The organism is Clostridium felsineum DSM 794, from assembly GCF_002006355.2.
Lineage (GTDB): Bacteria > Bacillota > Clostridia > Clostridiales > Clostridiaceae > Clostridium_S > Clostridium_S felsineum.
In genome coordinates this window covers 1,647,385-1,661,816 of sequence record NZ_CP096980.1, presented here as the reverse complement: position 1 = coordinate 1,661,816, position 14,432 = coordinate 1,647,385, and the positions used below count along the sequence as shown (strand labels likewise).

Genomic DNA, 14,432 nt, shown 5'->3' with positions numbered 1-14,432 from the left:
TATTATCCTCGCTTCCCGTTATTTAAATATTTTTATTAGTAATCCTTTAACTACACTAATAATACACAATAAACTATATATTTTCAATAGGTCTTCTCTCTTGTTTTTTGTTGCAAATCTTCTCATTTCTTTTTTCAAGCTCTTTTTCAATATCTTCAAGTTTTATATTTTTATAATTTAAAAGTACCAAGGTATGATATATAACATCGCACATTTCATTTATTAAATCTTCTTTATTATCATCCTTTGAAGCTATTATAACCTCTGTAGTTTCTTCTCCTACTTTTTTTAATATTTTATCAATTCCCTTATCAAAAAGATAATTTGTATACGAGCCTTCAATAGGATTATTCTTTCTATCTTCTATAACAGAATAAAGTTTACTTAATATTTCATTCATTATTTTATCCCTCCATTAATTCCTCTATAAAAACAGCTTCTGTTTCCTGTGTGACATGCCGCTCCTATTTGATCAACTTTTACAAGCAAAGTATCACAATCACAATCTATACTTATACTTTTTACATACTGAAAATGCCCTGAAGTTTCACCTTTATTCCAATAGGTTTTTCTTGATCTACTAAAAAACCATGTCTTACCTGTTTCAATAGTTCTCTTAAGAGCCTCTTTATCCATATACGCAAGCATTAATACTTCATTATTTTCATAATCTTGAACTATGGCTGGCACAAGCCCTTTTGAGAAATCCATCATTTTTAATACCTCTTCATAACTCAAATAAATCACCACCTAATTTACAATCTAACACTAATATTATTTTCTTTTAAGTAACTTTTCACATCACGTACTGTATATTCCTTATAGTGAAAAAGGGATGCTACAAGCGCTGCATCTGCTGAAGTTTTATTAAACACATCACTAAAATCCTTTAACTTTCCACAGCCTCCTGAAGCTATGACTGGTATTCTAACAGAATCACATACTGCTCTCGTAAGAGCTATATCGTATCCATTTTTAGTACCATCTGCATCCATGCTTGTAAGAAGTATTTCTCCTGCTCCAAGTCTTTCACATTTCTTCACCCATTCTATAGCATCTATTCCTGTATCCACTCTTCCACCATTTATAAAAACATTAAAACTTCCATTCTCTTCATTTCTTCTTGCGTCCACTGCAACCACAACACACTGACTTCCAAATCTTTTAGCAGCTAAACTTATAAGTTTTGGATCCCTTATTGCTGCGGAATTAATAGAAATTTTATCTGCTCCAGCTCTTAATATATTTTTAAAATCATCAGTATTTCTTATTCCTCCTCCTACAGTAAGTGGTATAAATACCTTTTCTGCCGTTCTCCTTACTACTTCTATCATTGTATTTCTACCTTCATTGGTAGCACTTATATCTAAAAAAACTATTTCATCCGCGCCCTCTTTATTATAAAAATCAGCTATTTCAACTGGATCTCCTACATCTTTAAGATCGATAAAATTAATTCCCTTCACAACCCTTCCCATATCAACATCAAGGCAGGGTATTATTCGTTTTGTAAGCATACTCTTCACCTCACCTCTATGCTTTCTACAGCCTTTTTCAAATCCACCTTGTTACTATATATTGCTTTACCAACAATAGCCCCATATATATTCATCTCACTTAACTTCACTAAATCATCTAAGTCCTTTATTCCTCCTGAAGCTGTTATATTACATCTTACACTGCTATTTAGCTCTTTTAGCATTTCAAAATTTGGTCCATTTAAGGTTCCATCCTTACTTATATCCGTTAATATTATATTATTTATTCCTATGTCTTCCATTACTTTCGCGAATTCTATATAGTTTACTTCACTTACGCTAAGCCAGCCATCTACTGCTACATATCCACTCTTTGCATCTATTCCTACGGCTATACTATTACCGTATTCTTTCACAGCTTTTTTTGTGAACTCCCTATCCTTTAAAGCTGCTGTACCTAATATAACTCTTTTAACTCCTATATTTATAAGCTTATCTACTGTTTTTATATTTCTTATTCCTCCACCTAACTCTACAGGTACTTTTGTAGCCTTTATTATATTTTCAATAGCCTCAAGATTTACAACCTCTCCTTCTAAGGCTCCATCTAAATCAACTACATGTATGAATTTTGCACCTGCTTTTTCAAAAGATTTTGCAGTTATAACTGGACTTTCTGCAACAACACTGGATTTTTCAAATATCCCTTGATAAAGCCTCACACATTTTCCTTGTCTTATATCTACTGCTGGTAAAATTATCATTATATCAACTCCCAAAAGTTTTTAAGCATTTTAAGTCCAATTTCTCCACTTTTTTCTGGGTGAAACTGAATTCCAAATACATTTTTACTACTTACTACAGCTGGGATTTTAGCACCATAGTCACAATATGCATTTAAATTATCTTTATTTTCTAAAGCTGCACAATATGAATGTACAAAATATACGTAGCTTTTCTCTAAAACTCCTTTTAACAATTCACACTCTTTGGGTATATTAATGCTGTTCCATCCAATCTGTGGAATCTTAAACTCTGTTTTTATTTTTATAATTCTACCCTTTATAAGTCCAAGTCCCTTTGTTTTAGTAACCTCTTCACTTTCTTCAAACAAAAGCTGCATTCCAAGGCATATTCCTAGAAACGGTTTTTCCTCTTTAGCTTCATTGGTAATTATTTTATTTAATCCATTTTTCTTTAGGCTCTCAATAGCATCCGGAAATGCTCCCACCCCTGGAAGTATTATTGCATCACTTTTTTTAAGCTTTTCTGCATCTGAAGTTATGAATGAATTTGCCCCAATATAGTCAAGTGCCTTTTTAACACTAAGAAGATTTCCCATACCATAATCTACTATGGCTATTTTTTTATTCATTGTTAAGCCCCCTTATATAGTTCCTTTTGTTGACATAACACCCTTTATTCTAGGATTTTTATAGATTGCTTCACTTAAAGATCTAGCGAATGCTTTAAACAATCCCTCTATCATATGATGATTGTTTTTTCCATAAAGCACTGTCATATGAAGTGTTATACCAGCATTAAAAGCTACTGCCCTGAAAAATTCTTCTACCATTTCCGTTTGAAATTCCCCAAGCTTTTCTGCTGTAAATTCACCCTGAAACACCAAAAATGCTCTTCCGCTTATATCCATTGAAACCTGACACAAGCTTTCATCCATAGGTACAAATGCTGTTCCATATCTATTTATTGATTTTTTATCACCTAATGCTTCTTTTATACATTCACCTATAACTATACCTACATCTTCTACTGTATGGTGACTATCAACAATAAGATCTCCCACTGCTTTTACCTTTAGATCTATAAGTGCATGCTTACTAAAAAGACTTAACATATGATCAAAAAAGCCTATTCCTGTGTCTATTTCATATTTTCCTTCACCATCTAAATTCAACTCAACCATTATATCCGTTTCAGCTGTTTTTCTCTTAATTTTAGATATTCTTGTATCCAAAGCAATTCCTCCTTAATTGAACCTTACTTTAATTGAATTAGCATGTGCTGTAAGTCCTTCTGTTTCAGCGATTTTAATTACTTTAGAATTTACGTTTTTAAGAGCCTTTTCCGAATAGTACAAATAACTTGATTTCTTAACAAAATCATCTACAGAAAGAGGAGATGAGAATCTCGCTGTTCCACTTGTAGGAAGAACGTGATTAGGTCCTGCCATATAATCACCTAAAGGTTCTGGTGAATAACTTCCCAAAAATATTGATCCTGCATTTTTTATATCATTTAAATACTCAAAAGGGTTTCTCGTTATGATTTCAAGATGTTCTGGTGCTAAAACATTCCCAATTTCTATAGCTCTATTTAAATCCTCAACTAATATTACAGCTCCGTAATCTTTTAATGACTTAAGTATTATTTCCTTTCTACTTAAATCTTCTACTTGAAGTTTTATTTCTTTTATAACCTTATCTGCAAGTTCTCTAGATGTAGTAACAAAAATTGAAGAAGCAAGTACATCATGCTCTGCTTGTGACATTAAATCAGCTGCTATGAATTTAGGATTTCCAGTTTCATCTGAAATGACAAGTATCTCACTAGGTCCTGCAATCATGTCTATATCCACAAACCCGTACACACTTTTCTTTGCCATAGCAACAAAAATATTTCCTGGTCCAACAATCTTATCAACTTTATCTATTGTTTCCGTTCCAAAAGCAAGTGCTGCTACTGCCTGTGCTCCCCCTATTTTATATATTTTATCTACTCCAGCTAAATCTGCCGCAACTAAAATGTTAGGATTTATGGTTCCATCAAAGCTAGGTGGAGTAGTCATAACTATTTCATTTACTCCAGCCACCTTTGCCGGTACAGCATTCATAAGTACAGATGAAGGATATGCTGCCGTTCCTCCTGGCACATATATACCAACCCTATCTAACCCTCTAACTGTACGCCCCATTACAATCCCATTATCTTTAGTTAATATATATGAATCTTGAACCTGCTTTGAGTGATACTCTTTTATATTTTCCTTGGCAGTTTTTAAAGCTTCAATAAATTCATCCTCAACTTTACTATAAGCTTCCTTTATTTCTTCTTTTGTTACTTCTATATTTTTAAGAAGAACTTTATCAAAATTATTAGTATATTCAATTAAAGCTCTATCTCCATCTTTTTTAACCTTCTCTATTATGTCTTCAACAATTTTAATAACTTCTACATTTTCTTTACCTTGTCTCTCCTTTAATAACTTAAAATATTCTTCTCCGGCCTTACTTTTATCTTGTATTACTTTTATAATATCCACCTTAAACACCCTCTACATATTTTTTCATCTTATTTATTATGTCCTCTATCCTTAACTTGTTTAATTTCATACTAGCTCTATTTACTATCATTCTTGCACTTATATCACATATATCCTCAAAAATAATCAAACCATTTTCTTTAAGTGTTGTTCCTGTTTCAACTATATCCACAATTGCATCTGCAAGCCCAAGTATTGGTGCAAGTTCAACAGAACCTTCTATTTTTATTATTTCAACATCTATTCCCTTTTCTCTAAAATATTCTCTTGCCACATTAGGATACTTTGTGGCTATCTTCAATCTATTAAAACCTTCATTTAATTTAAAACTAGGAATTGATGCCAAAGAAAATTTACACCTTCCAACCTTTAAATCAAGAACCTCATAAAAATCCTTTTTCATCTCTCTTAAGGTATCCTTACCTACTATTCCAATATCCGCTGCACCATGTTCAACATAAGTCAAAACATCTGGTGCTTTTACTAAAACAAATTCTATATTGTTATCATAATCATTGAATACAAGTTTTCTCCCTTTATCTTTAAGCTCACTACAATTAAGTCCAATTTTTTCAAAAATCTCAGTAGCCGACTCTTCAAGTCTTCCCTTTGTTAATGCAATTCTAATAGTCTTAATTCTTTCCATAATACCCTTCCCCCAAAATTGTTTCTCCTGTATTTAAATCAAAAATTTTAGTATTGCTATTTTTAAGATAATGATTTTTTGTATCTTCTATATTATCAAACAAGCTTATCTCTGCCTTTTTGCCTTCTGAATTCAATTTTTCAATTAACTCATAAGCCTCTGCTATATTTTTAATATCTGTGAAAATTACATGCTTATCTTCTTCCATTACTTTATAATTAAGTGCTGAGACTAAGTTATCAACATTTATAGCAAGTCCTGTTGCAGGAATATCACATCCAAATTGTTCTATAAGTTTGTCATATCTTCCACCACTTAAAAGATCATCACCAATTCCATCTGCGTATCCTCTGAAAATAAGTCCAGTATAATAATTTATATGTTGAACCATTCCCAAATCTATTAAAAGATATTTTTCAAAGCCAGATATTTTTAATATTTCATATAAATTCTTAATAGTTTCTAGTGCTTCTATTGCTCCCTTATTATGAGTTAACTTTTCAGCTTTTTCTATAACTTCCTCTCCTCCAAATAATGTAGGAAGCTTCATTAATATTTCGGAGCTCACCTTATCAATTAAATTACCTTTTTCAGTAATAAACTCTTCAACCTTACTAAAATTTTTATTTTCAATTAAATTTCTTAATTTCTCAATATCTTCTTCTAAAAGCTTTGTGGCTCCAATTATACTTTTAAAAAATTCAACCTGCCCTATCTCAATTTTAAATTCTTTAAGTCCTGTTTTTAAAATGGATTTTATAGCTGTTATTAAAATTTCCGCATCCGCTCTAAGGTTTGAAGTGCCTAATATTTCTATTCCAGATTGAGTAATTTCGCTTATCTTACCATCAAGTGCTTTATTCATCCTATATATATTACCTAAATAGCTTAGCTTTAATGGATAATTTTTATTTTTTGCCTTTGTAGCAGCAATTCTAGCAATTGGCGTTGTCATATCTGGCCTAAGCACCAAAATTCTCCCTGTGTTATCAAATAGCTTATACATTTTTTCCTGACTTATAGGCTGATTTTCAAGATTATACACATCGTAGAATTCTAATGTTGGAGATTTAATTTCTTCGTATCCAAAATTTATATAAACATTTCTTAATATACTTTCAATATTATTTTTTATTGTACATTCTTCAAACAAAATATCTCTTGAACCTTCAGGTATATATTTTTTTAAATTTATCATTTCTTCACTTCCTATTTTCTTTATCGCTTTAACGTGCTAACGCATTAAATATATATTATCAATTTATTGTTCCTCTGTCAATTCCTTTAATTAAGTAATAAACAAAAAAGTGAAAACCAATTTAACTTGATTTCCACTTAAAATATTCACTTTCATTCTTTTTTACTATATGCGATTCCTATTTAAGTCTTATTTTCTGACTTGCATCTATTTGTATTACAACCCCATCTTGAATAACTAAAGTTATAGACCCATATTTTATTTCTTTTAAAAGTTTTGAGATTTTTTCTTTATAATCGTCCCCCTTAATCTCTTTAGCTTTATGAGTTTTATAATTTAAATCATTCATAAAATCTCCCCCTATTTTTAATTTAAGCTAGAAAGTTGTTGCACCTATTCATCTATATATGCCTATTCTAAAATCTTTTTACTAAAATATCTGTCTCCTCTATCAGGAAAAATAGTAATTATATTGCCACTTTTAATTTTCTTGCTTAATTTCAATGACGCTGCCATAGCCGCTCCAGAGGAACTTCCAACTATTAATCCTTCACTTAATGCTAGATGCTTCACCATACTAAGGGCTTCAGCATCATTAACTTTAATAACTTCGTCTACTAAATTCATTTTCATAGTGTCTGGAACAAAATCGTTGCCTATGCCTTCTATATCATAGCTTGCCTTTTCTCCTCCACCCATAGTTGAACCAACTGGATCTGCAAGTATGCCCTTTACCTCTGGATTTTTCTCCTTTAAAAATTTCACAACTCCAACATAAGTTCCTCCGCTTCCAGCACCAGCAACCACATAGTCAATCTTCCCCTCAAGATCTCTATATATTTCTGGTCCCGTAGTTTCATAGTGTGCCAATGGATTTGCTGGGTTTTCAAATTGACCAAGGCTTATAGAATTTGGTATGCTTCTTAAAAGCTCATTTGCTTTTTCAACCGCTCCCTGCATTCCTCTTTCTCTAGGAGTATTTATTATTTTCGCCCCAAAAGCCTTCATAAGCGTCTGCTTTTCAACAGAAAATTTCTCCGGAACAACAAATATTACATTATAACCTTTATTAATAGCTGCAAGCGCTACACCAATGCCTGTATTTCCAGCTGTACCTTCTACTATTGTATATCCCTTTTTTAGCCTTCCTCTCCTTTCTGCATCCTCTATCATATATACTCCAACCCTATCTTTAACGCTTCCACCTGGATTTAATAGTTCCAATTTGGCAAAAATATTCACATTAGTTTTCAGCTGAAAACTATTAATTTTAATTATAGGTGTGTTTCCTATAAGCTGCCTAATATCGCTTACATAATTCATTATTTTTCACTTCCCTCAAGAGCTTTTAATAAATCATGGATTAAATCATCACTATTTTCAATTCCTACAGAAAGCCTTATAAGATTGTCAACTATACCTACCTTTTGTCTTATATCATAAGGAATTGCAGCATGTGTCATAGTAGCAGGATGGCATATAAGAGACTCCACTCCTCCAAGGCTTTCTCCAAAAGTAATAAGCTTTAAGTTTTCTATAAATTTTCTATAATCATATCTCTCATTTAAAACAAAGGATATTATTGCGCCAAAGCCTAATGCCTGTTTTTTCTGAACCTCATGTCCTAAATGCTCTTCCAAGCCTGGATAATATACTTTATCTATTTCTTTTCTATGATTTAAAACAGAAGCAATCTTATTTGAATTATCATTATGCCTATCCATTCTCACTGCAAGTGTTTTTATACCTCTTATAAGAAGAAATGAATCAAAAGGTCCTAATACTCCTCCTGTTGAATTTTGTATAAAATGAAGCTTTTCTGCCAAATCATTATTATTTACAACAACAAGCCCCGCAACTAAATCACTGTGTCCTCCTAAATACTTTGTAGCACTATGAAGTACTATATCTGCGCCAAGTATAATTGGCTTTTGAAGATAAGGTGTCATAAAGGTATTATCTACTATTGTAAGTAGTCCCTTTTCTCTTGCCACTTTTGAAACAAGCCTTATATCTGTAATGTCCATAAGTGGATTAGTTGGTGTTTCAATATATATTGCTTTTACATCTTCATTAATGTTATCTTTTATATCTTCAATTTTTGAAGTATCAACTATTTTATATCCAATATTAAAATGATCGAATACTTTATCTAAAACTCTAAAGGTACCTCCATATACATTATTAGATATTATTATTTTATCTCCACTTCTAAATAATGATAATACCGCTGTGATTGCTGCCATTCCAGAGGCAAAAGCAAAGCCTTTATATCCTTCTTCTAAATCTGTAATAAGCTTTTCAAGGGCCTCCCTCGTAGGATTTCCTGTTCTTGAATATTCATAACCTTTGTTTACACCAAGCTTTTCTTGCTTAAAAGTTGAAGTTTGATATATAGGAACATTAACTGCACCTGTATATTCATCTCCATCTTTTCCTCCGTGAATTACTAATGATTCTATTTTCATTTCTTTTCCTCCTAAAATTTATTTTGATGCTCTTGCTATAAATATTGAAGCTTCTGTATACTCACCTCTGCTTGAGGTTCCTTTGCACTTTAAGTCAGTGTTTTCAATATCTATACCTTTAAATCCAGCATTTTTTAACCAACTATAAATTTGTTCATTTGAAAAACCAAGCCACTGGTCAAACATTTCTTCTCTTGCCCACTCACCATTATGCTCTGACACATCTGATATAACTACATTTCCACCCTTTTTTAAAACTCTATACATCTCCTTTATGGCTAAATCCGCATCTTTTATGTGATGAAGCGCCATATTTATAAATACATCATCTATAGATTCATCAAATAAAGTTACATTAGTTAAAGAAGATTTTAATAAATGAATATTATTAAATTTCCTTTCGTATGCAGATTTTTTTAATTCTTTAAGCATATTATTAGAATTATCCAGTGAAAAAACCATATTAGCTTCCTCTGCAAGCTTAAGACTTATAAAACCTGTCCCACATCCAAAATCAGCTACTATTTTATTTCTAACATCCACCTTAGACAAAACTTTATATTTCAATCTTTCTTCAAAATACTCGCTTCTTATTACATTCCAATTAGCCGCAATATTATCAAAATACTGTATTGATCTCATAATATACACTCCCTTTATTCTAAAATAAAAAAACTTCTGCCTCTAAATATAGAGGCAAAAGTTTTTTTTGCGGTTCCACTCTAATTATCACATTAAAGCAACATGACAACTCATTTAATTCGGTACAAGATACCTTAACGCTTTAATCGGGCGTACCCGCTGCCGTCTACTATTTTTACATTTCGAAGCAGTACTCAAAGATGCATTCACATAAACTTACACCTAATCTCTTTCAGCCAAGGAGATCTCTCTTTTAGGCTTACATTTATGTTACTATTTCTTATCACAGTATTTAATCATTTTTTTCCTTAAGATATTATATTACAATAACAGTATTTTTGTAGACACATATTTTGCATTTTCTTTTATTAAACATATTTTTCATATTGATTAAGTAGGTTTTTAAATACACGAACTTATTACATTTCCATATTAACAAATTTAAATATATATGTCAATAATTTTATATATAATGGAGACAAACTATATTTTTGTTAAGTTTGCCTCCTACAATATTTTACTATTTAGAAAGTATCTTCAGCGCTACCTCATTAAAGTAATTAGCTGCAACACTAAGTGCTTCTTCTTTAAGATTATAGTTTGCCCTATGCCACTGTTCTGTTCCATCTACTCCCATCCATACAAAAAAAGACGGAACTACACTTTGGTAAAAAGCAAAATCTTCTCCTCCTAAATTTTTTTCAGCTTTAACATAATTATAACCATTTTCCTTAGCTACCTCTATTAACATCTTTTCAAATCTAGGATCATTCTCTAGAACTGGAGAATACGCTAGCCACTGGAATTCTATTTCTCCTCCTAAAGCTTCTGCTATTCCTTTTGCCGTTTTTTCTATCCTATTTCTAATATCATTTCTCATACTGTTCCTAAAGGTTCTAACTGTACCTTCCATTTCAGCTTTATCAGAAATAACATTCCAGGTAGTTCCTGAATTAAGCTTTGTTATACTTATTACTATATCATCAATAGGATTTACCTCTCTGCTTACAATTATCTGTAGTGCAGATACTATTTGAGTTGCCAGTATAATAGGATCAACACATCTATTAGGTATTCCTGCATGACCACCCATTCCAATAACTTTAATTTCAAATCTATCCACACTTGCCATAAGTTCTCCTGCTTTTATACCTATTGTTCCCACTGGTAAATCTGGTTTATTGTGCATTCCAAATATGCAATCCACACCTTTAAGTAAACCTTTTTCTATAATATATTCTGATCCTTTACCAGTTTCCTCTCCTGGTTGAAATATTATTCTCACTTTTCCATGAAGTTCAGATTTTCTTTCATTTAAAAGCATTGCAGCTCCCATTATTGCTGATGTGTGAAAATCATGACCGCAAGCATGCATAACTCCTTCATTTAAGGATGCAAATGGAAGCCCTGTTTTCTCTTCTATTGGCAGCGCATCAATATCTGCTCTAAGCGCTACAGTTTTTCCTTCATAAGCTCCTTCAATTTCTGCTGCCACACCTACTTTTATTGGAAAATCTAAAATTTTAATATCGTTTTCCTTAAGCCACTTTTTTATTCTTTCTGTGGTTTGATATTCTTTCATAGATAACTCAGGATATTTATGAAGTTCCCTTCTATAGTCTGTCAACTTCTTAATCAGCTTATCTGATTCTTCTTTAAGGCTCATAAATCAATCTCCTTCTAACAAAATTAACAACTTTTATTAACTTTATTTTCTCACTTACTTGACTTTATTATTACTATATGTAAAATTTAATTTAAGTATATATTTTATACACTAGGTATTTAAAGGAGTGATTTTATGCCATTTATAAATTCGACATTAACTGTAAAGTTAGACAAAGAAAAGGAAAACAAACTAAAGACAGAACTCGGAAAACTAATCGAACTACTTCCTGGAAAAAGTGAAGAGTGGCTTATGGTAGGTTTTAAAGACGATTATCCTCTTTACTTTAAGGGTAAAAAAAAGGATAAAGCTGCCTTTATTGAAGTAAAGATATTTGGATCAGCTGAAAAGTCAGCCAAAAATAATTTAGTTTCAGAAATATCTAATTTAATGGAAAGAGAACTTTCAATTCCTAAGGACTCCATATACATAACTGTAGATGAAGTTTCTACTTGGGCATGGAATGGTAAACTTTTCTAAATTAAAAGACTGGAGCAAAATTTTGCCCCAGCCATTAAATATTATTTTGTAAATGAAGTTATTTTTCCTGCTATATATTGTCTTATTAACATAAGATCTCTTCCATTTATAGCTCCGTCTCCGTTTACATCTGCTGCCTTTTGATCTATGGTTACATCTTTACCAGCTATATACTGAGTAAGTACCATAATATCTCTTCCGTTTATTACTCCATCTCCATTTACATCACCTAACATTACGCTTGGTGTTGGTGTAGGAGTTGGATCTCCCGATACATCACCATAAATAATACCTCTTCCATTTGTTCCAACATAAACTCTTCCGTAATTATTAGGATCTCCTGTTATGCAGTAATTTGGATCTCCATATTGATGCTCATCATCATTTATTCTTACCCAAGTTGCGCCTTCATCATCTGAACGGAATATTCCTGCTGTACCACCAATTGTAGCATTCATGTATATAGCTGGATATCCACCATCAGTTTTTGACTTACCAAAACCTACTGTATCAGAAGCATCAACACCAGATACCTTTGTAAAGGTTGCACCCGAATCAGTTGAATGCCATAATCCATCTGTTCCTCCTGAAATCCAAATATCACCTTCATGACCTATAACTGCCTTGAAGACTCCTTTTCCATTTGTAGGAAGACCTGTTTGTGTGCTTTGTGTAAAGGTTGCACCAGCATCAGTACTAACATAGAACTTGCCATTTAAGAAACCATAGAATTTCTTTGGATTTACACGGTCTGCCCTAACCTTTGCTCCCTGTGGAAGACCAGAACATGTAGTCCATGAGTTTCCATTATTAGTGCTATATGCTGCACTAGCACCAGTCTCTGGTGACCATACAATAGTCTTTGCATCCGCACCAGCTGCTACAGTTCCTGGTTTTGTAACTCCTGATATATTGCTTCCTGCTGAAAACCAGTTTTTACCTCCATCATAAGATATTCCGCAATCCTTATCTTGAGGATTCTTACCAGTATCAACATCTCCAACACGAACAACAAAATTAGGAACACTCTCTGCATAATCAATACTTGCTGTACCACTAAATGTAGGTGTTGTCATTAACTTACTTGGAACTTTAGTTATGTCAGTATGATAGAAACCACAATCATCTCCAACACCACTTAAAAGTTGTGCTCCTTTAGTTGGTACTACAACATCATTTACAGCACATTCTTCAATTCCATCTGCTTTTACTGAAATATCAACTTTTCCATCTTTATCCCAATTTGTTAAATCATCAGTTCCAAAAAGAGTTGCTCCTGTACCATAGAACATTCTATCTGGATTAAATGGATCAATTTCTAGATCTCCTATCATCCATCCTATTTTAACCTGTGGGTCTGGTGGTGTTACTCCAGTTTTACCCCAATCAAGCCATGGTTGTTTTGAGTAATCTAAAGTATAGTTTAAAGTACGACTTGGATATCCATTCCAATCCCATATAGGCTTCCATGTCTTTCCTGCATCTGTACTTCTATATATTTCTTCATCAGGCCACCATCTGTTTAATGTTGCAACCACTAGATTATTTGGATTCTGTGCATCTACAGAAATACCACCAAAACCAGTTTTGTCATCTCCTATAAAAGTTGGACTAATGTTTGTCCATTCTCCTGTTTTTGTGTTATATTTCCAAACCTGACCGTCTGTTCCTACATATGGCCCGCAATTGTTGCTGTAAGATATATACATCATACCATCAGATGCAAGTATACCATGTTGTGGAAGATATCCTGTTGGTTGTCCCTTTACCGGACTCCAAGTCTTTCCCCCATCATTAGTTACGTATATACTATTACCTTTATTATCTGCTACTCCAACATACATCGTTTGAGTTGGACTTCCTTTTGTTCCTGTTGTAGGATCAAAAGTTTCCCATACTACTCCAACTTTATCTGCACTATATTCATAGGTAGGATCTTGTACATAGTCTCCTACGTCAGGGAAATTATCAACTTTTGACCAAGTTTTTCCATAATCTTCACTTCTCCAAAGACCATTACCACTTCTAGCTCCTAAATAAAGTATTTTATTATCATTAGGATCTATTTGAAGCCTTTCTCCCATGTTTCTTCCTGGCATATTTCCTCCAACTTTAAATGGGAGCTCATATTTCTGCCATGTATTACCTTTATCTTGTGAACTAAGAATATATCCATTCTCACTTTGCCAACTATTAGTGTACATACCTGCTGCTATATAAACACGATTTGTATCAACTGGGTCTGTTGCTATACTTTCACAACCTTGAAGTGTCCAATCACCAAGATTATCAGTAATTGGTATCCATTTATTAGTTTGAGTATCTAATCTATATGCTCCTCCCATATCTGTACGAGCATATACTAAATTTTTCTCAGTTTTATTGAATATAACTGCTGGAACATATCCACCAGCTTCTATCTTTACATTGTCCCATTTATAAGCTTGACTTTGAACTGTAGCTGCAGCCTTTGCAGTTGTCTGTGCATTTATTTGTGATGCAAAGCCACTTGTCATAACTAAGCTTAACCCAAGAACCATACTAACAATTTTTTTATTCATTTGTTTTTCC

General features: G+C 32.5%; 16 protein-coding genes and 1 other annotated feature. Of the genes, 1 reads left to right on the top strand and 15 read right to left on the bottom strand.

Annotated elements, in window-relative coordinates; translation table 11 throughout:
* Positions 1 to 73: 73 nt before the first annotated feature.
* The 14 genes from hisE to CLFE_RS07730 all read right to left on the bottom strand — a co-directional run bounded on the left by hisE (position 74) and on the right by CLFE_RS07730 (position 11,381).
* Complete coding sequence (gene hisE, locus CLFE_RS07795; protein ID WP_077832398.1) at positions 74 to 400, bottom strand: phosphoribosyl-ATP diphosphatase; 327 nt, start codon at positions 398 to 400, stop codon at positions 74 to 76.
* A complete protein-coding gene (hisI, locus tag CLFE_RS07790; RefSeq protein WP_077895109.1) occupies positions 400 to 738 on the bottom strand; it encodes a phosphoribosyl-AMP cyclohydrolase in 339 nt (112 codons plus the stop codon). Before hisI ends, hisE begins: the two co-directional genes overlap by 1 nt.
* A gap of 17 nt (positions 739 to 755) precedes the next feature.
* Complete coding sequence (gene hisF, locus CLFE_RS07785) at positions 756 to 1,517, bottom strand: imidazole glycerol phosphate synthase subunit HisF (protein WP_077895108.1); 762 nt, start codon at positions 1,515 to 1,517, stop codon at positions 756 to 758.
* Between the two features lie 5 nt (positions 1,518 to 1,522).
* Positions 1,523 to 2,242, bottom strand: a complete 720-nt coding sequence (gene hisA / locus CLFE_RS07780; RefSeq protein WP_077895107.1) for a 1-(5-phosphoribosyl)-5-[(5-phosphoribosylamino)methylideneamino]imidazole-4-carboxamide isomerase — start codon at positions 2,240 to 2,242, stop codon at positions 1,523 to 1,525.
* Positions 2,242 to 2,853 carry an imidazole glycerol phosphate synthase subunit HisH gene (gene hisH, locus CLFE_RS07775; RefSeq protein ID WP_077895106.1) on the bottom strand — a complete coding sequence of 204 codons (612 nt, stop codon included), beginning with the start codon at positions 2,851 to 2,853 and terminating at the stop codon, positions 2,242 to 2,244. Before hisH ends, hisA begins: the two co-directional genes overlap by 1 nt.
* Positions 2,854 to 2,865: 12 nt before the next feature.
* Positions 2,866 to 3,405: an imidazoleglycerol-phosphate dehydratase HisB gene (hisB, locus tag CLFE_RS07770; RefSeq protein WP_242951714.1), complete on the bottom strand. Its 540-nt coding sequence runs from the start codon at positions 3,403 to 3,405 to the stop codon at positions 2,866 to 2,868.
* Positions 3,406 to 3,468: 63 nt separating this feature from the next.
* Complete coding sequence (hisD, locus tag CLFE_RS07765) at positions 3,469 to 4,761, bottom strand: histidinol dehydrogenase (RefSeq protein WP_077832404.1); 1,293 nt, start codon at positions 4,759 to 4,761, stop codon at positions 3,469 to 3,471.
* Position 4,762: 1 nt separating this feature from the next.
* The gene (gene hisG / locus CLFE_RS07760; RefSeq protein WP_077895104.1) at positions 4,763 to 5,407 is read right to left on the bottom strand and encodes an ATP phosphoribosyltransferase; all 645 of its coding nucleotides are present in this window, start codon (positions 5,405 to 5,407) and stop codon (positions 4,763 to 4,765) included.
* Positions 5,394 to 6,605, bottom strand: coding sequence for an ATP phosphoribosyltransferase regulatory subunit (locus CLFE_RS07755; RefSeq protein ID WP_077895103.1), 1,212 nt, complete (start codon positions 6,603 to 6,605; stop codon positions 5,394 to 5,396). Before CLFE_RS07755 ends, hisG begins: the two co-directional genes overlap by 14 nt.
* A gap of 178 nt (positions 6,606 to 6,783) precedes the next feature.
* Positions 6,784 to 6,954 (bottom strand): YezD family protein, encoded by a 171-nt coding sequence (locus tag CLFE_RS07750; RefSeq protein ID WP_077895102.1) that lies wholly within the window; start codon positions 6,952 to 6,954, stop codon positions 6,784 to 6,786.
* Between the two features lie 62 nt (positions 6,955 to 7,016).
* Positions 7,017 to 7,928 carry a PLP-dependent cysteine synthase family protein gene (locus tag CLFE_RS07745; RefSeq protein WP_077895101.1) on the bottom strand — a complete coding sequence of 304 codons (912 nt, stop codon included), beginning with the start codon at positions 7,926 to 7,928 and terminating at the stop codon, positions 7,017 to 7,019.
* Positions 7,928 to 9,073, bottom strand: coding sequence for a trans-sulfuration enzyme family protein (locus tag CLFE_RS07740; protein ID WP_077895100.1), 1,146 nt, complete (start codon positions 9,071 to 9,073; stop codon positions 7,928 to 7,930). The genes CLFE_RS07745 and CLFE_RS07740 overlap by 1 nt, the downstream gene beginning before the upstream one ends.
* 18 nt (positions 9,074 to 9,091) lie before the next feature.
* Entirely contained in the window at positions 9,092 to 9,715 is a 624-nt protein-coding gene (locus CLFE_RS07735; RefSeq protein ID WP_077832410.1) for a class I SAM-dependent methyltransferase, read from the bottom strand.
* A gap of 47 nt (positions 9,716 to 9,762) precedes the next feature.
* Positions 9,763 to 10,011: a binding site (T-box leader), on the bottom strand.
* A gap of 224 nt (positions 10,012 to 10,235) precedes the next feature.
* Complete coding sequence (locus CLFE_RS07730; RefSeq protein ID WP_077895099.1) at positions 10,236 to 11,381, bottom strand: amidohydrolase; 1,146 nt, start codon at positions 11,379 to 11,381, stop codon at positions 10,236 to 10,238.
* A 135-nt stretch (positions 11,382 to 11,516) separates the two neighbouring features.
* On the opposite strand from CLFE_RS07730, the gene CLFE_RS07725 reads away from it, so the two are divergent.
* Positions 11,517 to 11,861, top strand: coding sequence for a phenylpyruvate tautomerase MIF-related protein (locus CLFE_RS07725; protein ID WP_077895098.1), 345 nt, complete (start codon positions 11,517 to 11,519; stop codon positions 11,859 to 11,861).
* A 41-nt stretch (positions 11,862 to 11,902) separates the two neighbouring features.
* Here CLFE_RS07725 and CLFE_RS07720 read toward each other — a convergent pair whose 3' ends face one another.
* Positions 11,903 to 14,422: a dockerin type I domain-containing protein gene (locus CLFE_RS07720; RefSeq protein ID WP_077895097.1), complete on the bottom strand. Its 2,520-nt coding sequence runs from the start codon at positions 14,420 to 14,422 to the stop codon at positions 11,903 to 11,905.
* Positions 14,423 to 14,432 lie beyond the last annotated feature (10 nt).